Source organism: Pseudofrankia sp. EUN1h, from assembly GCF_001854645.1.
In the GTDB taxonomy this organism is placed as follows: domain Bacteria; phylum Actinomycetota; class Actinomycetes; order Frankiales; family Frankiaceae; genus Pseudofrankia; species Pseudofrankia saprophytica.
On the sequence record NZ_MBLN01000049.1, the window covers coordinates 89,310 to 115,942 of the forward strand.

Genomic DNA, 26,633 nt, shown 5'->3' on the forward strand with positions numbered 1-26,633 from the left:
GTTTCCCCGTTAACGAGACGAGACGGGTTCGTTTCCACGCAGCGGGGCACCGGTCATAGACCGGGCCAMACACCCCGGACCTGCACGGATCGCCCGGGGGCTACTCGGCTCACCCTGGTCGGACCGTCCATTGGCGCGCCCTTTTCGGGCAGCTTCGACGGTCCCCCGSACGCCTGTCCGCATTGCACTCGCAGGAGACGGTATGCCCAGTCAGCCCACCGTGCTACTCATCAGTAACCCGGTTGTCCTGCCCCGCACGGAGTGCGTCCTTCCGGAGGGAGCCCGATGAGCGCCGGCGTCCCTGTCCTTCCCGGTCGTGACCTGCCGCCCCAGCCGTTCGGCCCGGGCTGGCCCGCCTACTGGCGGCAGGACGCCGCCTGCCGCGACGGCGACCCGGACGCGTTCTTCCCGCCGGACGGCCGCAACACCAAGGCCCGCGCCGCCGCCGAGACCCGCGCCCGCAAGATCTGCTCGACCTGTGCCGTACGCCGGCCGTGCCTGGCCACCGCCATCTTCCGCCAGGAGGAGCACGGCGTGTGGGGCGGGCTGACCTCGGACCAGCGCGCCAACCTCATCCCCCGCGGCCGGATCTCCGCCGAGGAGGCCCTCGTGATCGCCGACCGGCTGCTGCCCGTGGTCACCGTCGCCGGCTGACCGCTCGACACCCTCGGCGCGACGACCGTCGGCACGAGGACCAGCACCACGCCACCATCAGCACCACCGCTCGCTGGCCCGGCGGCTGCAACCAGCCGGCAMCCCCAGACCCCCGGAGGCGATGCCCCGGGAGGTAGGACCGGCCACGCCGCGACATGGCGGGCCAGCCGGCGGCACCGCACCTCGCGTCGTCACCAGGCGGGGTATCCGCGCCCACCGGCGTGGGTACCCCGCTTTCGTGTCCTGCGCGTTCGGAATAGCCTTGTCTGGGCCGAACGCACTCGTCCGCCGGGTCGGCGGCCCCCGTGGCGACGGCGTCCACGGCAATGATCCGTCACCACGCGCGAGGAGGACCCGTGTCCGGTGACGCCCCGGGCGTCCCCAGCCGCTCCCCTCGCCAGGCATTGCGCTTGGCCGGTGGACCGGTGGCCAGGTGGTGACCGGCGGCCGGCGGCTGATGCTGCTGCGCCACGCCAAGTCCGACTGGGCCGACGCGGAGACCGCCGACGCCGAGCGGCCGCTGTCCCGCGACGGCCGGGAGGCCTGCAAGCTCGTCGCCGAGCACGTCAGCGTCGAGCGGCTCGCCCCCGACCTGATCCTGTGCTCGTCGGCGCTGCGCACCCGCCAGACCCTGCAGCGGCTGGCGTCCGCTCTCCCGCCCGAGGTTCCCGTCCTCACCGAGGACCGGCTCTACCTCGCCGGGCCGGACGAGCTGCTCGCCCGGCTGCGCGAGGTCGACGACGGCGTGCCGAGCCTCCTGCTCGTCGGGCACAACCCGGGTATCCACGCGCTGGCCGTGGGCCTGCTCCCGCCGGCCGACCGGGTGAAGATCCCCACCTTCCCGACCGGCGCCCTGGCCGTGCTGGACCTGGGCACCCGGCGGTGGGCCGAGCTCGGCCCGGCCAGCACTCGCTTCGACTCCTTCGTCACCCCGCGCAGCCTGCGCCACGCCCTCTAGCCGCCCACGGCCGCCGTCCCCGCCTCCTCGCCGGGCCCTGAGCCCGCGGCCGTCAGTACGCCTGGTCCGTTCAGTAGGCCTGGTCCATGATGCGGGAGGCGAGGGCGATGGCCCCGCCCGCGACCAGCGCCACCCCGGTCACGATCCACAGCGCCATCGAGTGGCTCGCCAGCGCGAACACGCCCACCGCGAACCCGACGATGATCAGTGAGACGGCGATCCAGGAACCGATGTTGGCCCGGTGATGCCCAGCCCGGCCGCCGGCCCGCCGGCCCGCCGGCCGGTCCTCCTGGCGTGTCGCCGGACCCGCCTGCTCCTCGGTACCCCGCATCGTTCCCACCATCGCCACCGACCCCCAAGTCACCTGAGACCTGCCAACCGGCCACCGCCGGGCGACCCGCGCTCCAGGTCATGGTTCCCCACTCGCCGTCCGCTGGCACCTGCCCGGCGGTCGCAGCCGCCCTGTCCTTCCGACCCGACCCGACCGCGCCGGACCAGGCAGGACAGGCGGACGGGCCCAACGGACGGACCGGGGCAGGGACGTACCGCCGGATGCGCGCCCCCGGTCCGGGCGAGACCGGGGGCGCGCACGGGCGGGGGCGGATCAGGCGAAGCCGGCGACGCGGCGCAGGTCGGTGAGCTGGTCGCTCAGCCAGCGCGCCACGTCGTGGGTGCGGACCTGCTCCGCCGCCGCCGCCAGCCGGCGGTGACGCTCCTCCAGCGGCATGGTCAGCGCCGTGTAGAAGGCGTCGGCCATCTGCTGGATGTCGAACGGGTGCAGGGTCACGGCGAACTCGCCGAGCTCCTCGTGCGCGCCCGCCGTCTCCGACAGCGCCAGCACCCCGCCACGCCGGTTGACGACAGCCACCTCCTTCGCGACCAGGTTCATCCCGTCCGCGATCGCGTTGACGACCAGCACGTCGCAGATCGAGTACGCGGCGACCGCGAGCGGGAAGTCCTCCACCATCCGCAGGTCGATCGGCTGGCGGCCTTCCTTGGTGTACTTCGCGTTGATCTCGGCGACGACCCCGCCGATCAGCGCGATGTAGTCGGCGTACTCGGGCACGTCGGTGCGGCTCGGTTGCAACAGCGCCAGGAAGCTGACCTTGCCGACCAGCTCCGGGTGCTGCTCGAGAAGCGTGCCGAACGCGAGGAAACCGCGCACCACGTTCTTGCTCGGGTCCGTCCGGTCGACCCGCAGCATCAGCTGCCGGTCCTCGTCGAGGAAGATGTAGCGCAACATGGCCACATGGGCGTTGACCTGCTCGCTGGCGAGCGTCGCGTCCAGCGCCGCCGGGTCCACCGAGATCGGGTAGTAGCGGGCACGCACCGTCCGGTCACCAACAGTGATCGTCAGGGCGTCGAGGTCGGCCGGCAGGCCGAGAAGTTCACTCGCGCACAGCACGAAGTTGCGGGCGTAACGGCGGGTGTGGAAGCCGACTACGTCGCTGCCGAGCAGGCCCGTCAGCAGCCGTTCCCGGATGCCCGCGGGCAGCACCCGCCACTCGTCCGGCCCCGGCCACGGGATGTGCACGAAATGGGTGAGCACGACGTCGGGGCACTGCTGGCGGACGTGCTCGGCCACCAGGTAGAAGTGGTAGTCCTGCAGCAGTACGAGCGCCTTGCCGCCACGGGCTCGCACCTCGTCGGCGACCGCGTCGGCGTAGACCCGGTTGACGGCGGCGTAACCGTTCTCGAAGGCGTCGTGCTCCGCCTGCGTCAGCACCGGGGACAGTGAGCGGCCGTAGAGGCCGTGCTGGACGAACCACAGGATCGGGTTCGACCAGACCGAGTAGAAGTCCGCGTAGGCGGCCGGGTCGGTGACGACCACCCGCACCTTTATCGCCGGGCCGTCGGGCTCGCCCTCCCCGAGGCGGGGATCGAGCAGGTGCGGGATGGGGTGGGTCTGCACGACCAGCGCCTGGCCGGCCGACTCCCTGGCGACCGCGACGTCCTCGTCGGTCGCCGCCCCGCAGACCCAGACCGCGTCCTCGAGATGTTCGGCGAGGCCCGCCAGCGCGGAGACCAGTCCGCCCGCGCCCCGGTTGACGGTACGGCCTGAGGCGTCCCGGTCGAAGGTGACCGGGCCTCGGTTCGACAACAGCACCAGCGGCAGGTCAAGCACATCGATGTGCGCCACGTAAGGAGGCCCTCCTGGTGGTCTCTGTTCAGTTCCGCTTCTTCGGCATGAGGGAGCACGGTGGTTCCTGCCCGTGCCCCGGCGGCCCTCGGGTGGCGGTCCCGCCTGCCCTGGGCCTCGAAAAATCCCGGATATGCCGAAAGAGGCGCGATCTGGTTGGTCGCGCCCCGGACGCCTTCCCGGGAGCCCCGGCCGGGAAAGGCCGTGTCCTGTCAGGTACCCGTCCTTCCTCCCTCCGGTGAGTGACCTCGCCGCGCGCTCGCGCTGCCCAGGCGTCAGGCCTCGTCCGGTGCCGCGCGAGGTACTCGGTGTCAGGTCCACACGACCCGGGACCGACGGACGGCCCGGGCATGTTCGTACGACGAACACTCGACCGCACGGGTGTCGATTCGGACTGTAGCCAGATCCCGGCGTGGGGTGCACCGGGTTGCGACCCCGCTAGCCGGTTGTTACCCAACCCTTCACGCGGTTACTACCACCGTCCGACCCCCACCCCGCGATCCCCTGTGGCACAGGCGACATTCGGGTGCGCCACGCGCCGGCGGGCGTGTCGGACCGGATGGGGCGCTCGGCGCGACCGCGCCTAGAGGCTGTCGCGATAGTCGCGCACTTCCTGGACGGCGGAGCCGAGCGCGGCGAGCGAGTTCGCCAGCGTGTCCCGGGTGTCGACTAGGGCGCTGGTGAGCAGCTCGACCGCGTGGTGCTCACTGCCGTCCGTCGCGGCGATCACCATCGCCTGGKCCTCCTCGAGCAGCGTCAGCGCGCCCTCGAGCTGGCCTGCGACCTCCTCCGCCCGCCGGAACGCCTCGTCCAGCTGCGCCTTGACCTCAGCGATCGAGCCTGACACCCCATGCCCCGTTCCTCCCGGCCCCCGCCTGCCTGTCCCCCGCCCAGCCGTCGGGCAGGCCGGTCACCGACGCTCCCCGCCGCGGCGCCGGCCAACTCCGCGTCGGCTAGCGGCGCCGCCCCGCGCCCCCGCCGGGGGCCGGCTGCTCGGGCTTCGACGCTCCGAAACCCAGACCGAACCGGACCGCCGCGGCCAGCGACGCGAGCGACAAAATGATCGACGCGGGCGCGGTCGGCGCCACCCGCGCCGTCGCCAGAACCACCGCGCCGGCGACCCCGGCCGACAGCAGCGCCGAGCGCACCGCCGCCTTCGCCCCGCCGTCGGTCGACACGCTCACGAGCGCGGCGCCGGCGATGATCCCCGCCGCCAGGCAGGGCAGCCCGTCCGTGTCGAGGAACAGCCGCGCCGCGGCGGCGAGCAGGCCGACCAGCACGCACGTCCCCGCGGTCACCAGACCCACGGACAGGCTCGAGGAGGCGCGCTGCACGCCGCGCAGCTCCGCGGCCGTGGCCAGCGCCCGCATCCACAGCCGGCGGGCCTGCTCGACCTCGGCGGCGACGTCCAGGCGCCCGTCCTCGTCCTCGCCGCCCGTCGGCACGGATGTCGCCGCCATGCCGCTGCCCGCGGAGCCGCCGCGCCGGCCTGGCTGGGGCGCGGGCGGGCGGGCGCGGCGGTCCAGGCCATGGCGGGCGCCCCGCGACGATGACGAGCGCCGGCCGTCCCCCTCGTCGCCGAGACCGATGCCGGGAAGCGCCCCGGCCGCAGGAAGCGCCCCGGTGGCCGGTGAGCTGGCACGCACCTGGTCCAGATCGTCGACGCCGAACGGCGCGAGCGACTCGGCGACCTGCCCCCACACCCTGCGGACCTGGACACGGATGCCGGCCGCGGCGTCCCGGTAGCTCTCGGCGAGGGCCCCCACCTCCTCCTGGCCTGCCCGCAGCAGCGCCTCCCGCTCCCCGCGGGCGCGGTCCTCGTCGGCGAGCAGGTCGGCGAACCGGCGGGCCGCGACCCGCGGGTCGAGCAGCTCCTGCCCGCCACCGCCGCCCGGCCAGCCGGCCGGGCCAGCCGGACCGGTGGGCTGGCCCTGGTAGGACGCCGCCGGGCCGGCGGGGGCCGCCACCGGCCGCGGGACCGCGGGCAGAGCCGGCAGCAGCGCTCCCGAACCGCCGGCCGGCTGGTCGCCCGTTCCAGTGGGCACGGCGTGTCCCGCCCCCGCGCCACGCCCCTCGTCGCCGCCGATGGAGGCGGCCGCGGCGGCGTCGACGAGACCGTGGCCCGCGAGGCTGTAGTCGAGGTCGGCCGGGTCGAGGTCGGCCGCGGCCGGGCGGCGGCGGGCGCCCAGCGGGCGAGCGGGCGAGCGGGGCGCACGGGCGGCGGGGGCAGCGTCGTCGAGGTCGACGTCGGGGAACCACGGGACGATCCGGTCATGGTCAGCCACTGGCCCCGCTCCCTCCTAGCTCGCCCGCCGCGCCGAACGCGCCCGCCGGGTCCTTCGCCGCGCCGAACGCGCGGGCAGCGTCGTCGCCATCCCCCACATCCAGCGGGGCAAACGGGACGACGGTGAGCGGCTCGGCGCGCGCGTGCCGATCGAACAGCACCCCCCGGTTCGCCGCCGTCCCCGCGGCGACCGAGCGGTGCCCGGCCAGGGCGAACAGGTCGCTGCCCGGAACCCCGACCGCCACCCAGGCGGCGACGTCGTCACGGTGGCCGGGTCCCAGGTCGTCGAGCAGTCGCGACGGGCCCCGCCACCAGCCGAGCACGTGAACGCGCACCGACGGGCCGCGCCGGGTCACCAGCCGCAGATCGTCGAGCCCGGTGCGCCGCCCGGAGCCGCTGGACGCCTCCAGCGCCGCCCGGGCGGCGTCCGCCGCGAACAGGACCAGCAGCCGCAGCGGGTAGCCGCCACGCGCCTCGTCGGCAAGTCCCGAGCCCTCGCGGCGGGCCACCTCGGCGGCGGTCTCGGTGACGACGCCGGCGAGCCCCGTCATCCCGGTCACGGTCACCGCCGTCCCGGCGGCGCGCAGCACCGCGGCCAGGTCGTCGACCGCCCCGAGGGCCTCGTGGCTCGCCGCGACCAGGTCGACGCGCAGCCCGCCGGGACCCGCCTGGGCGGCGACGCTGCGCACCGCGGCCTGCAGCACGCCGACCGCCTCCCGGCGCAGCGGGCCGAGAACCGCGAGGTTGCGGCCCGGCTGGGCCGACAGCCGCACCCCGACGGCCGGGGGCGCCAGGTCCAGCGGGGCACCCACGAGCGCCACCGGGTCGGCCGGCGCCGCCGGGCCCAGTGCCGGGGCCGGGGCGCGCAGCGCGGCGAACGCCGGGTTCGCGTCCAGCAGCGCGGGGGCGTGGCCGACGAAGACCCGCGGCGGGCGCGGCTCGTCGACGGTCGCGGCGAGCGCCTTCGCCAGCCGCGGGCGAAGCACGGCGAGCGTGTCGACGTCGGGCCGCGCCACCCGGATCAGCTCGTTGCCGGCCGGATGCCCGTTGCGCCGGTTGACGACCGCCTGGCCGACGCCGGACAACGCGCCAGCGGCCTCGTTGCTCGTCGACAGCAGCACCCGAGACTCGCTGATCGAGGTGCGCAGCGCCACCCGCAACGCGAACTGGCCGAAGATCGACCCGCGCTTGCCGGCGGTCGCGTCCAGCGCGTCGATACCCGACAGCGTCTGGCTGGCCAGCAACAGGTGGATGCCATAGGCGCGGCCCTGGCGGGCGATCGCTTCGAGGTGCGCGATCGCCTCACGCGCGACGGCGTCCAGTGGGGTGAGCATCACCTGGAACTCGTCGACGACGACGAGGAGCCGCGGCCAGGCGCCCCGGCCGGGGGGAGTGCGAAAATCTCCTTCCTTCGCACTCCCCCCGGCCGCTGAGGGCTGCCGGTCGTTCGCGCGCAGGCCGCGCAGGTCCCGGGCACCGGCGGCGCGCATCGCCACCGCCCGCCGGGACATCTCGCCGCGGACGTGGCGCAGCACCGCGACGCCGAATTCCCGGTCGCTGTCCATCCCGACCGTCTCGGCGTGCGGAAGGAAGAACGGATCCCGCTCGCGCGGCCCGAACTGGGCGAACTCCAGACCCTCCTTGAAGTCCAGCAGGTGCATGCGCAGCTGGTCCGGGCCATAGCGGGCGGCCAGCCCGTAGATGATCGTGAGCAGCAGGGTGGACTTACCCGCGCCCGCCTGCCCGCCTACCAGGCCGTGCACGGTGTCGTCGTCGAAGCCAAGCAGGCAGGGGCCGTCGGCGCCGAACCCGACCGGCACCGAGATCCCCGCCGCACTGTCGTGCTCCCACAGCCCGTCGGGCAGCAGCGCGCCGAGCCCGGGCGCCCGGGCGGCCGCGTCGGCGGCCGCCGCGGCGACCGAGCCCGCGACCGCGGCGACCACGTCGGCCGGCGGCGCGGCGTCGAGCGCGCAGTCCAGGCCGGGCGCGAGCGAGCAGCGCCACCGCGCGGGGGCGGCCGCGAGCAGCGCCACCTCGTTCGGCAGCGGGCCGGCGGCCGGCCGGCCGGTGGGGGCCGCGTCGGGCTCGTCCGGCTCGGTCACCGCGACCACGTGCACGCCGCACGCCGGCCCCTGCGCGGCAAGGCCCAGCAGCGACCGGGACGCCTCGTCGGGCAGCGACGGCCAGGCCAGCAGCACCAGCACCCGCCACGGCTCGGACCGCGGCAGCCCGGCGTCCTCCCGCTCGCGCAGCGTCGCGAACGAGCCGCCGAGCCGGTCGACGGTCACCCGCCCGACGTGGCCGGACAGGTCGGCCAGCGCCGCCTCCAGCGCGGAACGGGTGGTCAGCGTCGGGCCGACGACGCCGGCCGCGCGCAGCGGCGCGAACCCGGCGATCCCGGCACCCAGCTCGAACGGGTCGTAGACGGTGAGCTCCACCCGCCCCGGCGGCACCGACGCCAGCACCCGGGTCAGCAGCCCGCGCACCAGGTCGACCGCCTCGGCGCGCCGCGCCCGGGGAGCGGTGATCCGCAGGTTGCCGGCGTCGAGCAGCGGCACCGCCAACGGCACGGCCCGGGTCCCCGCCGGCGCCAGCACCCGCCCGACCCGCCACAGCCCCGGCCGGAACCGCCCCGCGGCGCCGGCCGCCGGGTCCCGGGAACCCTCGGCGGCGGGGGTGCTGAAGGCCGACCACGCCGAGGTGCCCCAGCCCGCGCTCGCCAGACCTCGGGCCTGCGCGTACACCAGCTCGGTCGCCTCGGTGAACACCGCCCCGAGCCCCGTCCGGTCACCTGCGCCCTCGGCCCCGGCGCCGCCCGCGGGTGCGCCGGCGAGCCGGTCGGCCTGCCGGTCCAACCGGTCGGCGACGGCAAGCGCCCCGGCCAGCGAGGACTGGACGGCCTCCGCGAGCGTGCGTGCCCGCCGGCTGCCCGACACCGCAAACCTCCCCGCTCCGCCGATGGCGTGACGTAGACGACGCGGCGCCGGTGCCGACTCGGACGGCAGCCGCCATAGTGGCTACCAACGTCAACACTCACGCTAGCCCACAAAGGCCGGACGTCCGTGACCCTTTGCCGGACTCCGGCCGTGACTCCTTTGCCGGACAGCGCGGCCGGCGCCGTCTGGACCGTATCGAAAAGCGCCGCGATGTGACCGAGCGGCCGCCCCCTTCCCCGTGTCCCAGCGTCTACCTCTCCCGTCGGGGACGAGGCACCCCCGGGGCCGAGGGGCGGGGGCGCAACCGGCCAGTATGGAACGAACAAGACGGGCGTGCGGGCGGCGGCACCCGGTGCCGGCAGGGCCACCGGGCCGGTGGCCGGGCCTGTGAAGGAGGACGGGCGTGGACGAGGCGGGCGAGGCCGGCGACGCGGGCGCGGAGCGGCCGGTCGCGGTGATCGACGTGGACGGTGTGGTCGCCGACGTCCGGCACCGGCTCGGCTTCCTGCGCCAACGCCCGGGCGACTGGAACGCGTTCTTCGCCGCCGCGACGGCCGACCCCCCACTGCCGCAGGGCGTCGAACTGGTCCTGGGTCTCGCCGCCGACCACGACGTGGTGTGGCTCACCGGCCGGCCGGAGCGGTCGCGCGCCGACACCGAAAGCTGGCTCGCCGCCCACGGACTGCCGATCGCGACGTTGCGGATGCGCCCCGACAACGACCGCCGCTCGGCCCGGGTCTTCAAGCGCGCCGAGCTGCGCCGCCTCGCGCGGACCCGCCGCGTCGCCGTGGTCGTCGACGACGACCCGGCCGTGGTCACCCTCCTGCTGGACGACGGCTGGCCCGTCGTCCACGCCGACTGGCTGCCCTACGAGGACACCCTCAAGAACGCCCAGGAGGTCGAGGGCCGCACCTAGGCGCCCGCACCCATCCGCCCCTTTGGTGCTCCCGGGGACCACGGCCTCCGGGCGTGCGAAGGAAGATCATTTTCGCACGCCCTTTGGCTCTCTAGGCGGAGCTGCGGCGGGCCCGGCGGCCGGCGAGCTCGTCGCCAGGGTGGCTGGCCGGGGGCTGGCCGGGACGCTCGCAGGGCAGCGAGGCGAGCTGGCCGCGCATGTCCTGCACCGCCCGGCCGACGGCGRTCGCGAACACCCCCTGGCCGCCGCGGACCAGGTCGACGACCTGATCGTCGGAGGTGCACTCGTAGACCGTCGAGCCGTCGCTGATGAGCGTCAGCTCGGCGAGGTCGTCGACGCCGCGGGTGCGGACGTGCTCGGCGGCGGAGCGGATGTTCTGCAGGGACACGCCGGCCTCGAGCAGCTTGCGCACCACCCGAAGAACGAGGATGTCGCGGAACGAGTAGAGGCGCTGGCTGCCGGACCCGGTCGCGCCGCGCACGCTCGGCACCACCAGCCCGGTCCTCGCCCAGTAGTCCAGCTGCCGGTAGGTGATGCCGGCAGCGGCGCAGGCGGTCGGGCCCCGGTAGCCGACGTCGTCACCGGGCGGCCCGGGCAGCTCGTCCGGGAAGAGCTCACCCTGCTCGATCATTGCCGTCCCGTTCCCGGTCGCCACGCCCCCGACCTCTCACTCGTGCCTCCAGTGGGAACCGGACGGCCACACGGCCGGCGGACGTCGCCGCGACGGCGCCGAAGGTGGCGGGCCAGGTACATGTCCGCGCCTCCTCTGGCCGCCAGCCCTCGGCGGGCGCCGGCCGCTCTCGGCGCGCCTGGCCGGCGCACCGCCTGAGTGACCCGGCCTCCCCCGCGGCGCGGTCACCTCGTCCCGGCCGCCAGACCGGTCCCCCCAATCGGACAGGCGGCACCCGAGCTCGGCGCGGACCTCCCGACCGTAGGAGCGCCGCGCCGTCCCTTCAACGATCCAGTTCGGCGTGTCTCCCGTCCAGCCGACAGAACTCACCTACCGGACGGGCCAACCACAAACGCCCACCATCTGCCGCGCAAACCATCGCAAGCGGCGCACAACGCCTTCAGCCTCGCCCAAGCTTCTCCCAACCGGATTTTCAGACTACGCCAGCAATCCGCTCGGCACCGCCCAAACGCGGTCGACCCCCACCCGCCGATGGCCGGCAGACCGGACGGCGGTGGCGGAACCGGCCCCGGACATGCGTCGGCCCCGGCCGCGATCGACGCGGCCGGGGCCGACGGAGACGACGGAGACGACGAACGTCCCGCTCCGAACCGGAGCAGCCGGGCTAGGAACCAGGGCTGTTGAAGTCCTCCGGGGAGATCGTGTCGAGGAACTCGCGGAACTTCTCGAGCTCGCTCTCCTGCTCCTGTTCCTGCTCTTCGGGCACGGTGATCCCAGCCTCGGCGAGCACCGCCTCGACGCCGTAGACCGGCGCGCCCATCCGCATCGCCAGCGCGATCGCGTCCGACGGACGGGCGGAGACCTCGACGCCGTTGGCGAACCGCAGGGTGGCGAAGAACACGCCGTCCTGCAGGTCGGTGATGGTCACCTGGGAGAGCTCCGTCTGCAGCGCCCGCAGCACGTCCCGCATCAGGTCGTGGGTCATCGGGCGCGCGGTCGTGATCCCCTCCTGGGCGAAGGCGATCGCCGTCGCCTCGACAGCACCGATCCAGATCGGCAGATACCGCTCACCGCCGACCTCCTTGAGCAGGACGATCGGCTGCTTCGAAGGAAGCTCGACTCGCACGCCGACGATGTCCAGCCGATGCACCGATCTACCTCCTCGCGCGGGTGACCCCGGGAGACACCCCGTCGACCCCGCCTCGCCCGGACGGCCACCCCACCGCTGGGCCCCGACCATCCACCTCAGAGCAGTGAGCCTGAACAGCGCCGGGCCCGGAAACCCCACTCTGGAGACAGTATCTCCGCGGCGACCCACCCGTCAGCGCGCCCGTGAGTTCCATGGGTCCCGAAGGGGCCGCGACCACCCCCGCCGGTCGCGCCTCTGTCAGCTGCGGGAGCCGAGGCGGGCGCGCAGGAGGGCGGCGTGCAGCCGGACCAGGAGCAGGGCGAGCTCGTCGACAGAGTCGCGGGGCAGGTCGTCGGCGTCCGGAGCGGCTCCGGCGCTACGCGGAGCGCGCAGGGGCGCGACGGCGGCCTCGATGAGGCCGGCCTCCCGGTCGGCGGCGGCGCGGGCGGCCCGCAGATGGCGGGCCTGCACGCCGTGCGCGGCGAGCAGGCCGACGGTGCGGGCGACGACCAGCGCGTCCGCGTCGTAGTAACCGCCGCCGGAGACGGCCCGCAGCAGGCCGTGCCGCTCGAGCTCGGCCAGTGCCTCCTCGTCGAGACCGCTGGCGGCGAGCAGCTCGCGGCGCGACATCCGGACCCGCTCGGCGCCGAGCAGCACGTCCAGGCCGGTCGCCGGCGGCGTCGCGGGAACCGCGCGCGGGCCTGGCGGCGGCGCGGTCGGCACCTCGCCGCGGTCCATCGCCGCCAGCTCGTCCTTGATCACCCGGAGCGGCAGGTAGCGCTCACGCTGGGCGTGCAGGACGTACCCGAGCCGGGCGACGTCGGCGGCCGAGTACTTGCGGTAGTTCGAGCTGGTCCTGGCCGGCTCGACCAGGCCCTCGGCCTCGAGATAGCGGATCTTGGACAGGGTGATGTCCGGATAGTCGACCCGCAGCCGGTCAAGCACCTCGCCGATGTTGAGGACCTTGGCGCTGTGCCGGGCATCCGCCTCGGCGTCGGGCACCGGGCGGCCAGAATGGCGCCCGGGCCGGCCAACGCGGGACTGGCCTGGGCCGAGGCTGCCCGGAGCCGGCGCCGCGATCGCGGCCGCCGCCGACAGTCGCGCGCTCACCGCGGTCCCCCCGCCCTCACAACGGACCACCCCCCGAGTAGGGGGACCCGGTCAGGAACACCAGCCGGAACTTGCCGATCTGCACCTCGTCCCCGCTGGTGAGGTCGGCGGAGTCGATCCGCTCCCGGTTCAGGTAGGTGCCGTTGAGACTGCCGACGTCACGGACCGTGAAGCCCTTGGTGTACGGCGAGCGCAGGAACTCCGCGTGCCGGCGGGAGACGGTCACGTCGTCGAGGAAGATGTCGCTCTCCGGGTGCCGGCCGGCCGTGGTCAGGTCCGCGTCCAGCAGGAAGCGGCTGCCCGCGTTCGGGCCCCGTTTGACGACGAGGAGCGCAGAGCCGGGCGGTAGCGCGTCCACCGCGGCCACCGCGTCCCGTTCGTTGGCCTCGTCGGAGTGGTCGCCGTCGACGCGGTGCAGGGCGGCGGTCGCCAGGTTCAGGCTGGACGTCTGGTCCCCCGGTCGCTCAGGCGCCACCGGCTCGCCCGGGCGTACCAGGGGTGACCCGCACCGCGCGCAATAAAGCGCGTCGGGCGGGTTGTGCTGTCCGCACTTCGTGCAGAACACCGTCGCGTCCGCCTCCTGCCGACGCCCGCGGGCACGGGCCACCGGCCGCTCGGGCCACCGACCTGGTGGCGAGAACGTCGTCTTCCCAATCCGCGGGGGTCGCCGAACCAAGCCGCCCACCCCCACACACGTCACCCCGGGCCTGGTCACCGCCCGCGCCAACCGCGGGTGGCGCCACCACCGCCAACTGATGCAACCGAGGCTAGTGCATCAGGGGCAGGCTCGTGAAAAGGGTGCGACAACAGCTACCGGCGTGGCGCCCCGAAAATGGCCCGTCGAGGGCCTCGGCGGCGAGAGTATCGTACCGCCACCTCTACGGACCGCCACGGCATCATCCACAACGAGCTGCCGGGCCACCACCAGCCGCACCGAGGCCCTCCGGACGCATGCACCGCGCCGCCGTGTGGTCGGACTGTCGCCCATCCGACAGTCCGTCACCCGGCCCAGCGCGCCGACGGTCTCTCCGGCGCGCGACCACTACCCAGACCCCGCCCACACCAGGCCAGCCCGGTCGCCGGGGTCCCCGCCGATTCCGCCCCCGACCCGGAAAGAGACCGAACCTCCGGAACCGGCCGAACCGGAATCGGCGGGGAGCGTCAGTGGCTCTTCACGTGCTCCTGGTAGGCGGCGGCGTCCAGCAGCTCGTCGAGGGCCGACAGGTCCGCGACCGCGACCTCGATGAGCCAGCCGTCACCGTACGGGTCGGAGTTGAGCAGCTCGGGCGAGCCGTCGAGCGCGTCGTTGCGGGCGACCACCTCGCCGGACGCCGGCGCGTACACGTCCGACACGCTCTTGGTCGACTCCACCTCGCCGAACGGCTCGCCGGCCGAGACCTGGCCCCCGACCTCCGGCAGCGACACGTACACGATGTCGCCGAGCGCCTCCTGGGCGTACGAGGTGATCCCGACACGCATCGTCGCGCCGGCCACCCGGACCCACTCGTGCTCACGCGAGTACTTCAGGTCCTCCGGATACACCGAGTCGCCTTCCATGAGCCCAACCCCTCCCGCCAGTCCAGCGACGCGGCCCGGTCGCGCCGCGTCGTCTCACCTCACCGCGCGGATCTCGACCCGGCCGGGCTCGGTGACCCGCGCCGTGGCGCCCTCACGGGTTGCCACCGTATCGAGCACCCCGCCGGGGAACCGCATCGCCTCCGCCAAGGTGTGCGGATCACCGATCGCCCGCACCGTGTAGGGCGCGGCCACGGCCGTTCCGTCGACGGTCAGCCCGCCGCCTCGCCGGTTGACGATGTAGCTCTCAGCGGCCAGGCGCACCCCGGACAGCTCGATCGCCTCGGCCCCCGCGTCGCGCAGCTCCTGGAGAAGGTCGACGAAGACGTCGGCGCCGATGTTGCCGCGAGGGTCGGTGACGGTCAGYTCGACGCCTGGCCCGGCGACCGGCACCGTGCCGGCGAGCACCGCAAGGGCGTCGGCGCGGGCGCTGGCGGCGGCGAGGGTCACCCTGTCCGGGGTGGCGGAGGCCAGCGCGGTCCGTTCCCGCTCGAGCCGGTCGATCTCGGTGGCCAGCCGCCTGCCGTCGGCGCCGAGCGCGCCGACCTGGTCGACGAGGCGAGCCGTGCCCGTGCCGGCGGGCGCCGTGTCCCGGGCCGCCGAGACCGTCACCGGAATCGCGAACCCGGCCACGGCCAGCAGCGCCGCCACGGCGGCCCTCGCGGCCCGCGGGCGCGAGGGCGGGCGCGGCGCGGGCACGGACGGCTCGGCGGGCGGGACGGGCGCTTCGTCGGGCACGGCTACACCCCGAACAGGTGGCGGCGCAGCGCCGTGGCGTTGGTGAAGATCCGGATTCCGAACACGATGACGACGGCGGTGGTGAGCGCGCCGCCGACGCCGAGCCGGTCACCGACCAGCACGAGCAGCACGGCGACCGTCGTGTTCGTCAGGAACGACGCGACGAAGACCACATCGTCGAAGACCCGTTCCAGGGCGGCGCGCAGCCCGCCCACCAGGGCGTCCAGCGCGGCCACCACGGCGACCGGCAGGTAGGGCGCGAGCCAGCCCGGCGCCGACGGCAGCAGCAGGAACCCGGCGACCAGCCCCGCGACGAGCGCCAGCGCCGGCGCCGCCCCGCCCGCCACCGCCCACCGGCGGTCCGGAGGCGGGCCGTCGGCCACCTCCCCACCGGCGTCGCCGACGTCGCCGCCTGCCCCGCCGGCTCGCCCGGCGCCCGGCGGCAGCGCTCCGTCAGGAACGTCATCCTCGGGAGCGCCGTGCTTGGGGGTCTCGTCCTCGGGGGTATCCGGCAGGTCCGGTGCGTCGGGGCGGGTCACGGCGCCATCACTGGCTCTGCCTCCTCGCGAGTCTGGGCGGCGTCACCAGCGCGGCGGGCACGGTGAGGTCGCGCATCGTGGTCGTGGCGCGCAGCCGGGCGCCGGTCAGGTGGCCTGCGGCGAGCCGGCGCCCGGTGTCCGAGCCGAGGAGGGCCGCGAGCAGCCGTGCCGGGTCGCCGACGGCATCGATGCGGTACGGCGAAGCGACCGGCTGGAAGCCGACGAGGATCGCCTGTCCCGCGGTGCGGATCGCGCTGGTCGGCGCCAGTCGCACCCCGCCGACGGCGATCGCGCTGGCGTGGCCGCTCCACAGGGCGTTGACGAGCTCGGCCAGGTCGCGGTCGGTGAGCCGCCCGGCGCCGCCCTCGCCCGCCGGCCCGGTACCGGGCTGGCCCGGCGTGGCGTCGACGATCTCGACGCGCAGGCCGGGGCCGTTGGCGGGGCGGGCGGCCGCCGCGGGCTCGAGCACTCCGAGCGCCGAGGCGACGGCGCGCTGCTCCCCCTCGGCCAGGGCGAGCGCGGCCCTGGCCGCGTCGACGTCGGCGCTCAGCGTCCGCGCCCGGCCGGTCAGCGTGACGACGTCAGCCGCACGCAGGTCCCGCTCGACGGCCAGTGCCGCGTCGACGTGCTCCCTGGAGGCGTCCCCGGCGCGCCACGTGCCGGCCGCGCCGGCCAGCAGCAGCCCGACGGTGGCGGCCAGCGCGACGGTGGCCAGCCGCGCCGGCCGGCGGCGGACCGCGGCGGCGCGGGCCAGGCCAGAAGCGCGGAAAGCGCCGGAAGCGCGGCCGGCCCCGGCTGGGGCGGCGGCCTCGGCCCGGCGCGCGGCGGCCGCGGCGCGGTATGCCGGGTCCAGCGCGCCCGCCGCCACGGCGGCGAGCGGGGACAACCCCCGAAGGCCCGGAGACGCTGGGAGGTTCTCGCGGGCCCGGCCGCCCGGTCCGGGGGTCAGAGTGGATCCGGGCGCGCGCACACCGGGCATTCTCACTGACACCGAAGCCCCTGGCGCGCAGCGCACCCGCCCCGGCGCCCCGCCGTGTCGGCGCTCTCACCGCCGGGGCCCTCGCCACACCAACGCCAGCCCGACCGCCGAGGCCCGGCGATTCCTCCCCCGACCATCAGCCACCACCAACCAAGACCCCGCGCGCCACGCCAGCCCGACTGCCGGGGTCAGCGTCGATTCCTCCCCCGAGCCGGAACCAGGCCGAACCTCCGCCTCCGGAACTAGCCGAAGGGAATCGGCGGGGAGGCCTCGACGACGGCGGCCCAGCGGCGCAGCAGGGCGCGGGCCTCGTCCCGGTCCCCGGCCTCTGCCCACAGGTGCGTGACCGCCTCGGCCGGGTCGGGCAGCACCAGCACCCACGCCCCGTCCGGGCGTACCACCCGCACCCCGTCAGTCGTGTCGATGACGTGTCCGGCGGCCACGTCGACCGACTCGACCACCCGACGCATCACGGTCCCCTTGGCCGCCCACGGCGTCGGCACCGCGCGGCGCACGACCGCGACCGGCGGGATCCGCGCGTCGATCGCGGACAGGGTCAGCCGGGTCCGCGCCACCAGCGAGAGCAGCCGGACGAACGCCGCCAGCCCGTCGAGCGCCGCGCCGAACTCGGGCACGACGAACCCGCCCCGCCCGTCGGCGGCGAACACCACCCGCGGGTCCCGCGCCACCCGGGGCAGGTCGGCGGCCGACAGCGAGGTTCGCCGCACCGTCAGCCCGTGGAACTGGGTGACCTGGTCGGCGACGAGCGTCGTCGTCACCGGCACGGCCACCTCCATGCCCCGGTTCTCGGCGGCGACCAGGTCGAGGAAGACCAGCAGCGCCCGGTCGTCGTCGATCAGGTCGCCCCGCTCGTCGACGATGGTGATCCGCTCCCCCACCTGGTCGAAGCGGACCCCGAAGGCCGCCCGCGAGCTCGCCACCAGCTCGCCGAGCCGCTCGACGGCCCGGCGGCGCTGCGCCTCGGAGTGGGTGGTGACGGTGTCGTCGAGGCGGTTGTTGACGGTCAGCACGTCGACGCCGAGCCGGCCGAGCAGGGTCGGGAGCACCAGCGAGGCGGCGCCACCCGACGGGTCCAGGACGACCTTCAGGTCGGCCTCGGTGACGCCGGAGGTGTCGACCTGGTCGAGCAGGTCCTGGGTGTAGCGGTCGGCGGTGCGCGCCGGCAGCCGCAGGTCACCGATCTCGCCGGCGAAGGCGCGGCGGAACTCCTGGCGGGAGAACACCCGGTCCACCTTGCGCTGCATGGCGGGCGACAGGTCGTCCCCGTCGGCGTCGAGGAAGACGATGTCGATGCGCTCGGGGTCGCCCTCGGTGGTGCGCAGCATGATCCCGCCGGCCGCGTCGGAGGTGCGCACGTCGAACCGGGCGACCGGCATCGCCGCGACCTCCAGGTCACGGACGTTGATCGCGCTGGTGGTGAGCGCGCTGATCACCGCACGCTTGAGCGCCCGGGCGGCCCGGGAGCCGTCGCGGGCGGTGGTGACGGTCGCGCCCTTGCGCAGCGTGGTCGCGTATGCGGCGGCGAGCCGGACGGCCAGCTCCGGGGTGATCTCGGCGTTGATCAGGCCGGAGACGCCGCGGGGGCCGAACAGCGACCGCTGACCGCGTGACTCCCAGATGACCGAGGTGTTGACGACGGCGCCGGCCTCGATCGTCTTGTACGGGTACACCCGTACGTCGTGGGAGATGAACGCCTCCTCCTCCACGACGCAGGCCTCGGCGACGACGGCGCCCTCCTCGACCCGGGCGGCACGGCGCACGTCGGTGCCCTTCCCGATGACGCAGCCGCGCAGGTTGGTCCGGGGGCCGATGAGCGCGTTGTCGCCGACGATCGCGCGATGCAGGAAGGCACCCTGCTTGATGACGACGTTGCTGCCGACGACGGTGAACTCGCGCAGCTCCGCGCCGGCCTCGACCTTGGAGTAGTCGCCGACGACGAGCGGTCCCTTGAGCACCGCGTCCGGATGGACGTCGGCGTCCTCGCCGACCCACACCCCGGGTGACACCTCGAACCCGCCGATCTCGACGTCGACCTGCTGGTTGAGCACGTCGGCCTGGACACGCTGGAAGCTCGCGATCGTGCCGACGTCCTCCCAGTAGCCGGACACGACGTGCCCGAACACGGGAGCGCCGGCGGCGACCAGGCGGGGGAAGACGTCGGCGGACCAGTCGACCGGCTCGCCGGCCGGGACGTGGTCGAACACCTCTGGCTCCATGACGTAGATGCCGGTGTTGACGGTGTCGGAGAACACCTGGCCCCAGGTCGGCTTCTCCAGGAAACGGGAGATCCGGCCGTCCTCACCGGCGATGACGATGCCGAACTCCAGTGGGTTGGGCACCGACTTGAGGGCGACGGTGACCAGGGCGCCGTTCTTGCGGTGCTCGGCGACGAGCTCGGTCAGGTCGATGTCGGTCAGCGCGTCGCCACTGATCACCAGGAACTGCTCGTCGCGCAGCGCCGCCTCGGCGTTCTTGACGCTGCCCGCCGTCCCCAGCGGCGTCGACTCGGTGGCGTACGACAGGTGCATGCCGAGCTCGTCGCCGTCGCCGAAGTAGGTGCGCACCATGGCGGCGAGGAACTGGACGGTCACCACCGTCTCGTCGAAGCCGTGCCGCTTGAGCAGCCGAAGGACGTGCTCCATGATCGGCCGGTTGACGACCGGGAGCAGCGGCTTGGGCGCGTTCGCGGTCAGCGGCCGCAGCCGGGTGCCCTCCCCGCCAGCCATCACCACGGCTCTCACGGCGAGCCCCCCGCCGGGGCCGGCCGCCCCCGGGCGGCCTGCCGGCGGGCCCGCGCGATACCGGCGACCTGGAAGGCGTAGAGCAGCCCGGCCCACCAGTACAGCGCCACCCCCCAGATCGCGAACGCCCAGCCGAGCGGGCGGACCACGGTCGACACCGCCCCGTGGCCGTCGGAGAGCAGCAGCAGCGGGAACGCGTAGAGCAGGTTGAAGGTGGCCGCCTTGCCCAGGTAGTGCACCGGCAGCGCGGTACCCAGGCCCAGCCGGCGCATCGGGATGAGCAGCAGGGTGATGAACACGTCGCGGCCGACGATCGCCGCGAACAGCCACCAGGGAATGATCCCCCGGACGGCGAGGGCGACGATGGTGGCGAGGATGTAGAGCCGGTCGGCGAGTGGGTCGAGCAGGATGCCGAGGCGGCTGGTCTGACCCAGGGCCCGCGCGAGCCGGCCGTCGAGATAGTCGCTGATGCCGGCGAAGACCAGGATGCCCAGCGCCACCCAGTCGGCGTGCGGGCCGAGCACGAGCCACAGGAAGACGGGTACGCCGAGCAGGCGCAGCGCTGACAGCAGGTTCGGGATCGTCCAGATCCGGTCGCTGGGGGCGGCGGCGCTCGTCATGCGGCATTTCCTCCCCTCAGCGGCGGCCTGCCAGCAAGATTACGGGCACTTGGCGACGCGGAAACGTCCTGCCCGGGTCGGGCACGCGCGTACCGCGGCGCGGCCTTCAGGACCGGCGCATCCCCTGAAAGCAAGACGCTAGTCGATGACCATGCGCCTGAGCGCGGCGAGGGCGGACGAGGGGCGGGCCTGGCCGCCGACGGAAACGGAACATGAAGAACCCCGGTCCAGGCGGACCGGGGTCGAGTCGTCCGGCGGACGGCGGCGCGGCCAGGCCCGGAGCGCCTGCCGCACCTTCGTCACATGACCCGGCCGACGAGGTACGTCGAGCTGTAGATCGGGCGCAGGGAAACCACACCACCGGTCTGCGGAGCGGCCCACATGTAGCCGTTACCGGCGTAGATGCCGACGTGGTAGATGTTGCCCGGGCTGCCGTAGAAGATCAGGTCGCCGGGCTGCTTGCCCGACTGGGCGACGTGCGACGTGGCCCAGTACTGCGCCTCGGCGGTCCGCGGCAGGTTGCGGCCCAGCTGCTTGAAGACGTACTGGACGAGGCCGGAGCAGTCGAACGAGTACGGGCCCTCGGAGCCGTAGACGTACGGCTTGCCCTTCTGCAGCGAGGCGAGGTAGACGGCCTTCTCGCCGATGGAGCTGCCCGGGATGACGGACGGGACGCCCGTGTCGAGGTAGTCCGAGGCCCTGCGCTGCTGGATCGTGATCGTGGTCGCGCCGGCCACCGAGGGCCGCAGCGAGCTGCCGCCGTCGAACACGGCGGTGAGCGTGGTGGTCGACAGCAGCCGGGCGGTGATGCTCGCCTGGCCCTGGTCGTCGGTGGTGAGAGTGGTGGTGGCCTGCCACTTCGGCCCGTCCACCACGACGATCTTCACCTTCTGGCGGGCCAGCGGCGAGCCGTCGAGCGCCTCCGTCGCCTTGACGGTCAGTACGACCGGGGCGTTGGGCTGGACGGTGGTGTGGTCCGCGGTGAGCGCCAGGTTCGTGAAGACCGGGCCGGAGTCGGCCAGCGCCCCGGCGAGACCGCCGGAGCCGGAACCTCCGGCCAGGGCGCTGCCCAGGCCGCCGGAGCCGCCCTCGCCGTCCCCGCCCCCGAGCGCCGCGCCCAGGGCACTCGCCTCGTAGGTGGTGCTGTTGCTCTGCGGGTTCGTGTCGACCGTCGAGGGCGAATCCTGGGACGGGACCGTCGCGGCGAACGCGGCGGTGGACACGGCGAGCGTGCCGGTCGTGAACGCGGCGATCGTGCTGACCCGGCGGGGCTGGTTGCCGTTGCGCCGGCGGGCCCCGCTGGGAGCGCCGTCCGTGCGATGCCGACCGCGCACCAGCTCGTCCCAGTCGTCCGGGAGCCAGGCCATGCCACGACGGGACAACGCGCGTCCTTCCCTGACGCCTGCGAGGTCAGCTGTCGGGTTCGGGCAGGGTTCACGCTGCCCGGCCGCCTTGCGGCCGCTTCACCCCGAGGGCGCGGCCGAATGTCGGCGTTGCCCGGTGGACGTTGGGTCCCCCGCTCCTGCCCCGGCGTGTCGGAGGGGACGTCAGACCAGGGGCAGGACTCGGCGTTTGGCCTGGCGGTTTGTTGCCTTAGGTGAAGAATGTTGCACCGCTGACCATAGTCGATCCCCCAGCGGGGCCTCCAACCACCATAAACACAACAATTGGACACCCGGCCGCGCGTTTCGATGAGATGTCCACCTCGTTCCGGTCTGTTCTGCACATGCRCCCTGGCCAGGAGTAACCGGYGTCGGCACGGCGCGAAGACCGGCGACTCCACGCCAGCGCGGGCGCAGTGGTTGATGTCTCGTTGCGTCGACTGAGAGAAATCGACCATCAGGCGACGCCCAGCCCAGGGCCGCCGGGACTTTAGTCCCGATGCGCGCTAGAGACCAAAGTCCCTAGCGGGCGAGCGGGGCGAAACAGACGTGCGCCGCCGCGACATCGCCACACCCCGCGATCACCCCGTGGGGGCAGGCTCTTCCCCACACGCCCTACACCAAAGAGCCGCCGCCCGACGAAGATCACCAAGCCGGGGTCGGCGCGTCAACAGCGTTGACTATCTTGTCTACCGGTGCGACCGGCCGCCGCGACCGCGGCATCACGATCAGCCCGACACCGGCGGACAGGCAGCGGACGACCGACGCGGACGGCGGACAGGCCGGCGAAGAACGAAGGAGGCGCGGCGGGGGCGGCGCCGTCAGCCGGATGGGCGCGGCGTGACGGCGGCGGACGGCCCGACGGACGCGGACGAGGCCGGCGGGGGCAGCGCCGTCCCGGCCGGCGGGGATCCGCCCGCCGCGCTCGTGGACGCGGTGGGCGCCACGGCCGCGGAGGTGGTCGCTGGCGGCGTGGGCGGGCCCCCAGGGGGCGACGCGGCCGACGGGACGCCCGTGGGCGGCGGCACGGCCGCGGGAGCGACACCGAGCGGCGCGGCCGGGGAACCCTGGGCGGGTGGGGCGACCGGCGCGGGTGGGGCGACCGGCGTGGGGATGGCGTGGCCGTACACGACGAGGTTGTCCAGATAGTGGTGCGTGTGCTCGTCGAAGCCGCCGTCGCAGGTGATGATCCGGATCTCCGGGCGGGTGACCGGGCCGTAGACCCGCTGCGTCGGGAACGTCGCCTTGGACACGGTCTCCGCCCGGTCGACGACGAACGTGACGCTCGCCCCGGAACCGCCGACGACGGTCATCTGGTCCCCCGGCAGCAGACTGCGCAGCCGGTAGAAGACGGCCGGCCCCTTCTTCGAGTCGTAGTGGCCGACGAGCACCGCCGGGCCCACCGCGCCCGGGGCGACTCCCGGGTCGTACCAGCCCACATCGCCCCACTGGGTCGGCACGTCGATGGCACCCTGCGGGGTCAGCCCGAGGCCGACGACGGGCGCGTCCACCGCGATCGCCGGGATCCGCAGCCGCACCGGGTCGGCCACCACCGGCGGCGCAACCATCGGCACCGGACTCGCCGTGGCCGGCGGCGGCCCGGAGACCGTCGCGCCGCTCGTCGCGACGACCGGGGCCGGCAGCACCCGGCCCGCCGCCGGCGCCTCGACAGCCGACAACTCGGGCGCGGCCAGCCGGTACCCGCTGAGAACCACCAGCGCCAGCCCGGCCATCACCAGCGGCCAGGTCAGCCTGGCCCTGCGCCCGGAACGGCCCGAAGGCCCCGCCGGCGGCCCGGTGGCCGGCGCGGCGGTGGGCCCCGCGAACGGCGCGGCGGGCGAGGAGCCGCCACGGCGGCCGGCACGAACGGTTGGCCTGGGCCCGGCCGGGCCCAGGCGGGCGGGCTCGGCCGGGCCCTCGAGCGACTCCAGCCCGTCCGCGCGGCCGACGGCGGGTTCCTGCCGGCCGCGCGCGGTGCCGGGTGCCCCCGCCCGCCCGCCCTCGCCCGCGGAGACGCGCTGGTTCGGCTGGTTCCGCTGGTTCGGCGGAAGCCCGGAGCCGGCCGCCGGCTCGCGCCTCGCGCCGCGGCCAGCTGGCTGGAGACCTGCCCGTCCGGGCGTACCGCCCGCCGCGACCGTCCGCGAACCAGCTGACCGTCCGCCGCGCTTTGACGCACCGCCCACGACGCCCGCACCCTCCCGCACGACCGGAACCCGACGGCCGGGATGCTAAGGCGCCGAAGCCGGTTCTCCGTGCTACTGACGCCGTATCCGGATGTGAATCAACGGCGCGCCGGACGCTACCGGAAAATGGGACAGCCGGCCCGGGGGCGACAATCTGGGCCAACGCCGTGGTCCCGAATTCCGGAGAAGCCGGCCGGGATCGCGAGAAATGCTTCGGAGTAAACCGGCGGGAACGTGACGGACCCCGGCGCCGCAGGCAACTACCGCCAGCGGCCCGAACCTCGCGTTCATTCTGGGGACCAGTCACCTGAGACCCACCACGCCCATGCGGGCTGCTCAGGATTCGGCCACGGAGTAGCTATGGTGGCGCTCGCAGTCATGTGACGGTCACAATCTGCGAGAGAGGGGACCTGATGAAGGGCCTGGGACGTAGTGCGGCCTTGCTGGGATTGTCCGGCGCCGCGAGCCTCATCCTCACTATCGGTGGGCCCGGCCTCGGGATCGCGCAGGCCTTGGACGACGGCAACGGCGATAAGAAGGACAACGGAATCCTGAACGACAAGGACAAGGACAACAGGGACTGCATCGGGAGGGACGGGAAAGACGGCAAGGACGGGAAGGACGGCGGCATCCTTGGCGACAGGGACAAGGATGACGACTGGTTCAAGGACGGCATCCTTGACGACAAGGACAGGGACCGCTGCGCGGTCGGCGTCGGGGTCGTCGGGGTGGGAGTCGGGGGCGGCGGCGGCGCTGGCGCCGGCGGCGTCGCCGCGGGTGGCGGCGGCATGGCCGCCAACTCCACCCCCGTCCTCCCGCTGGCCGGCGCCGGCCTTGGCGCCATCCTGCTGACCGTCGGCGTCGCGAACCGTCGCCGCAACCAGGGCACCATCTGACCCAGCCGTCCACAGCGGCCCCGCTGAGGCGCCGCCCGACGGTAGACGTCGGCTGTCCCGGCCGATCCGGCCCTAGTGGTCCGGACCGCCGCGGGACAGACCGCCGCGCGCGCCGGTTCCGGCCTGGCGAACGCCCACTCCGCCTGGCCGGACCGGTACCGCGCGGCCCACGGTGACCACCGTCGGTGGGCGCCCCGACCTTGTCGGGGCGCCCACCGCCACGGACCCGAACCGCCGGGCTCCACGGGCCCCCGTGAACCACAGAGCCCGCAGATCAGGTAAGGTGTTCCTCGTCGCCGGAACGGTTTCCGGGCCGGCGGCGGTGCACTCGGGACGTGGCGCAGTTTGGTAGCGCACTAGACTGGGGGTCTAGGGGTCGCAGGTTCAAATCCTGTCGTCCCGACGGGCTGGGGAACGCTGTTCGCTGCTCTTCGAGCAGCTTCCCGTAGGCCGCGATGTTGCTCCGGGGGGTGACCCCCGGGCCCCGATGTCGGGGCTTGCGCCCCCACCTTTGGGGTCGGATGAGATGTGCAGGGCCGTTGGTCTGTGGACCAGCGGCCCTCACTGTTTTGCGTGGTTGGGGCGGTCGCTGCCCTTCGGGCTCGCTTCCCGGAAGGCGCGATGGTGATCCGGGGCGAGCCGCTGAGCCCCAGCGTCGGGCCGGGACTCCCGCCCATGAGCCGACAACATGGGTAGGGCCGCTGGTCGGCCGACCAGCGGCCCTTGCCGTTTCTGTTGGAAATCAGTGGCTTCCCACGGCGTGGTGACTGGGGGCGGAGCTCCGGCTGGGGTCAGCGGTCGCGGTTGCGGTCGCCGCGTTCGCGGACTCGGACGGAGACCTCTACCGGGGAGCCGACGAAACCGAAGTCCTCGCGGAGGCGGCGCTCCAGGAAGCGGCGGTAGCCGGGCTCCAGGAAGGCGGTGGAGAAGACGACGAAGCGCGGGGGGCGCACGCCGGCCTGGGTGGCGAAGAGAATCTTGGGGATCCGGCCGCCGCGGGGGGGCGGCGGGGTGGCGGCGACGACCTCACCGAGCCACGCGTTGAGCCGGCCAGTCGGGATGCGGGTGCCCCAGCTCTCCAGCGAGGTGCGCAGCGCGGGAGCGAGCCTGTCAGTCGCCCGGCCGGTGCGCGCGGAGATGTTCACCCGGGGCGCCCAGGAAACCCGGGCCAGGTCGCGGGTGATCTCCTTCTCGAGGGTGAGCCGGCGGTCCTCGTCGATCAGGTCCCACTTGTTGAAGGCGAGCACGACGGCCCGGCCGGCGTCGACGACCATCTGGACGACCCGCTGGTCCTGCTCGGTCAGCGGCTCGTCCGCGGCGAGCAGGACGATCGCGACCTCGGCGGCCTCGATCGCGGCGGCGGTGCGCAGCGACGAGTAGTACTCGGCGCCACTGGCGTGGCCGACCCGGCGGCGCAGGCCGGCCGTGTCGATGAACAGCCACGGCTGCCCGGCGACGCTCACGACCTCGTCCACCGGATCCCGGGTGGTGCCGGCGACATCGTGCACCAGCGAGCGCTCCTCGCCGGCGAGCCTGTTGAGCAGGCTGGACTTGCCGACGTTGGGCCGGCCGACGAGCGCCACCCGGCGCGGGCCGTCCTCCTCCTCGAACCGCTCCGGCGGCGCCTCGGGCAGGGCGACGAGCACAGCGTCGAGCAGGTCGCCGCTGCCCCGGCCGTGCAGCGCCGACACGGGATACGGCTCCCCCAGCCCCAGGCTCCACAGGGCAGCGGTGTCGGACTCCAGCCGCTGGTCGTCGACCTTGTTCGCGGCGAGCACCACCGGATGCCCGGAACGCTGCAGCACGCGGGCGACGGCCTCGTCCGCGTCGGTCGCGCCCACGACGGCGTCGACCACGAACAGCACCGCGTCCGCGGTCGCGAGCGCGGACTGCGCCTGGGCCGAGACCCGGGCCGCCAGACCCTTCGCGTCCGGCTCCCAGCCGCCGGTGTCGACGATCGTGAACCGGCGGCCCGACCAGGTCGCGTCGTAGGCGACCCGGTCGCGGGTGACGCCGGGGACGTCCTCGACGACGGCCGCCCGCCGGCCGAGAATGCGGTTCACCAGCGTCGACTTGCCGACGTTGGGCCGGCCGACGACGGCGAGCACCGGCTGCCCCCCGGAAGCGGTGCCCGGGGCGGGGCTGTCCTGGCTCGGGTCGTCCTGTGTCGTCACCGTCGTACTGCTTCCTGTAGTTCCCGC

22 protein-coding genes, 1 tRNA gene and 1 riboswitch are annotated in these 26,633 nt (G+C 74.4%); of the genes, 5 read left to right on the forward strand and 18 right to left on the reverse strand.

Annotated features, from left to right (window positions below):
- Nucleotides 1-285: 285 nt before the first annotated feature.
- Together BCD49_RS15225 and BCD49_RS15230 are read left to right on the forward strand one after the other, a co-directional pair.
- Nucleotides 286-654 (forward strand): WhiB family transcriptional regulator, encoded by a 369-nt coding sequence (locus BCD49_RS15225; RefSeq protein ID WP_007520038.1) that lies wholly within the window; start codon nt 286-288, stop codon nt 652-654.
- A gap of 457 nt (nt 655-1,111) precedes the next feature.
- Nucleotides 1,112-1,612: a SixA phosphatase family protein gene (locus BCD49_RS15230; RefSeq protein WP_035928443.1), complete on the forward strand. Its 501-nt coding sequence runs from the start codon at nt 1,112-1,114 to the stop codon at nt 1,610-1,612.
- Between the two features lie 70 nt (nt 1,613-1,682).
- Here the strand turns inward: BCD49_RS15230 and BCD49_RS15235 are convergent, their stop codons facing one another.
- From BCD49_RS15235 to BCD49_RS15255, 5 genes are all read right to left on the reverse strand, one after another.
- Nucleotides 1,683-1,943 (reverse strand): hypothetical protein, encoded by a 261-nt coding sequence (locus BCD49_RS15235; protein ID WP_035924904.1) that lies wholly within the window; start codon nt 1,941-1,943, stop codon nt 1,683-1,685.
- A 273-nt stretch (nt 1,944-2,216) separates the two neighbouring features.
- The gene (locus BCD49_RS15240) at nt 2,217-3,752 is read right to left on the reverse strand and encodes an alpha,alpha-trehalose-phosphate synthase (UDP-forming) (RefSeq protein ID WP_007520044.1); all 1,536 of its coding nucleotides are present in this window, start codon (nt 3,750-3,752) and stop codon (nt 2,217-2,219) included.
- A gap of 583 nt (nt 3,753-4,335) precedes the next feature.
- A complete protein-coding gene (locus BCD49_RS15245; RefSeq protein WP_071041606.1) occupies nt 4,336-4,599 on the reverse strand; it encodes a hypothetical protein in 264 nt (87 codons plus the stop codon).
- A 106-nt stretch (nt 4,600-4,705) separates the two neighbouring features.
- Entirely contained in the window at nt 4,706-6,037 is a 1,332-nt protein-coding gene (locus BCD49_RS15250) for a hypothetical protein (RefSeq protein ID WP_007520047.1), read from the reverse strand.
- Nucleotides 6,030-8,972 carry an FtsK/SpoIIIE domain-containing protein gene (locus tag BCD49_RS15255; RefSeq protein ID WP_083401468.1) on the reverse strand — a complete coding sequence of 981 codons (2,943 nt, stop codon included), beginning with the start codon at nt 8,970-8,972 and terminating at the stop codon, nt 6,030-6,032. Before BCD49_RS15255 ends, BCD49_RS15250 begins: the two co-directional genes overlap by 8 nt.
- A gap of 403 nt (nt 8,973-9,375) precedes the next feature.
- Here BCD49_RS15255 and BCD49_RS15260 point away from each other — a divergent pair, with 403 nt between their 5' ends.
- Entirely contained in the window at nt 9,376-9,888 is a 513-nt protein-coding gene (locus tag BCD49_RS15260) for a phosphatase domain-containing protein (protein WP_007520281.1), read from the forward strand.
- A gap of 91 nt (nt 9,889-9,979) precedes the next feature.
- On the opposite strand, the gene BCD49_RS15265 is transcribed toward BCD49_RS15260, so the two are convergent.
- From BCD49_RS15265 to BCD49_RS15320, 12 genes are all read right to left on the reverse strand, one after another.
- Nucleotides 9,980-10,519: a MerR family transcriptional regulator gene (locus tag BCD49_RS15265; protein WP_071041607.1), complete on the reverse strand. Its 540-nt coding sequence runs from the start codon at nt 10,517-10,519 to the stop codon at nt 9,980-9,982.
- Nucleotides 10,520-11,183: 664 nt separating this feature from the next.
- On the reverse strand, nt 11,184-11,669 hold the full coding sequence (locus BCD49_RS15270; RefSeq protein WP_007520277.1) for a bifunctional nuclease family protein: 486 nt from the start codon (nt 11,667-11,669) through the stop codon (nt 11,184-11,186).
- A 237-nt stretch (nt 11,670-11,906) separates the two neighbouring features.
- Nucleotides 11,907-12,758: a transcriptional regulator FtsR gene (gene ftsR / locus BCD49_RS15275; RefSeq protein WP_007520275.1), complete on the reverse strand. Its 852-nt coding sequence runs from the start codon at nt 12,756-12,758 to the stop codon at nt 11,907-11,909.
- A 16-nt stretch (nt 12,759-12,774) separates the two neighbouring features.
- Nucleotides 12,775-13,323 (reverse strand): FHA domain-containing protein, encoded by a 549-nt coding sequence (locus BCD49_RS15280; protein ID WP_007520273.1) that lies wholly within the window; start codon nt 13,321-13,323, stop codon nt 12,775-12,777.
- Between the two features lie 596 nt (nt 13,324-13,919).
- Nucleotides 13,920-14,315, reverse strand: coding sequence for a glycine cleavage system protein GcvH (gene gcvH, locus BCD49_RS15285; protein ID WP_007520271.1), 396 nt, complete (start codon nt 14,313-14,315; stop codon nt 13,920-13,922).
- 54 nt (nt 14,316-14,369) lie between these two features.
- On the reverse strand, nt 14,370-15,071 hold the full coding sequence (locus BCD49_RS15290) for a DUF881 domain-containing protein (protein WP_232794075.1): 702 nt from the start codon (nt 15,069-15,071) through the stop codon (nt 14,370-14,372).
- 2 nt (nt 15,072-15,073) lie between these two features.
- A complete protein-coding gene (locus tag BCD49_RS42225; RefSeq protein ID WP_027140716.1) occupies nt 15,074-15,418 on the reverse strand; it encodes a small basic family protein in 345 nt (114 codons plus the stop codon).
- Between the two features lie 199 nt (nt 15,419-15,617).
- Nucleotides 15,618-16,580, reverse strand: a complete 963-nt coding sequence (locus BCD49_RS45855) for a DUF881 domain-containing protein (RefSeq protein WP_269799830.1) — start codon at nt 16,578-16,580, stop codon at nt 15,618-15,620.
- Between the two features lie 251 nt (nt 16,581-16,831).
- A complete protein-coding gene (locus BCD49_RS15305; RefSeq protein ID WP_007516470.1) occupies nt 16,832-19,336 on the reverse strand; it encodes a mannose-1-phosphate guanyltransferase in 2,505 nt (834 codons plus the stop codon).
- Nucleotides 19,337-19,347: 11 nt separating this feature from the next.
- Nucleotides 19,348-19,971 carry a CDP-alcohol phosphatidyltransferase family protein gene (locus tag BCD49_RS15310; protein WP_007516472.1) on the reverse strand — a complete coding sequence of 208 codons (624 nt, stop codon included), beginning with the start codon at nt 19,969-19,971 and terminating at the stop codon, nt 19,348-19,350.
- 299 nt (nt 19,972-20,270) lie between these two features.
- On the reverse strand, nt 20,271-21,353 hold the full coding sequence (locus tag BCD49_RS15315; RefSeq protein WP_027140714.1) for a C40 family peptidase: 1,083 nt from the start codon (nt 21,351-21,353) through the stop codon (nt 20,271-20,273).
- A 3-nt stretch (nt 21,354-21,356) separates the two neighbouring features.
- A riboswitch (cyclic di-AMP (ydaO/yuaA leader) is annotated at nt 21,357-21,552 on the reverse strand.
- 622 nt (nt 21,553-22,174) lie between these two features.
- Entirely contained in the window at nt 22,175-23,536 is a 1,362-nt protein-coding gene (locus tag BCD49_RS15320) for a class F sortase (RefSeq protein ID WP_007516476.1), read from the reverse strand.
- 413 nt (nt 23,537-23,949) lie between these two features.
- Here BCD49_RS15320 and BCD49_RS15325 point away from each other — a divergent pair, with 413 nt between their 5' ends.
- Both BCD49_RS15325 and BCD49_RS15330 read left to right on the forward strand, forming a co-directional pair.
- Nucleotides 23,950-24,432, forward strand: coding sequence for a hypothetical protein (locus BCD49_RS15325; RefSeq protein ID WP_007516478.1), 483 nt, complete (start codon nt 23,950-23,952; stop codon nt 24,430-24,432).
- A 329-nt stretch (nt 24,433-24,761) separates the two neighbouring features.
- Nucleotides 24,762-24,835 (forward strand) — tRNA-Pro (locus tag BCD49_RS15330).
- 388 nt (nt 24,836-25,223) lie between these two features.
- On the opposite strand, the gene der is transcribed toward BCD49_RS15330, so the two are convergent.
- The gene (der, locus tag BCD49_RS15335) at nt 25,224-26,606 is read right to left on the reverse strand and encodes a ribosome biogenesis GTPase Der (RefSeq protein ID WP_007516480.1); all 1,383 of its coding nucleotides are present in this window, start codon (nt 26,604-26,606) and stop codon (nt 25,224-25,226) included.
- Between the last annotated feature and the right edge of the window lie 27 nt (nt 26,607-26,633).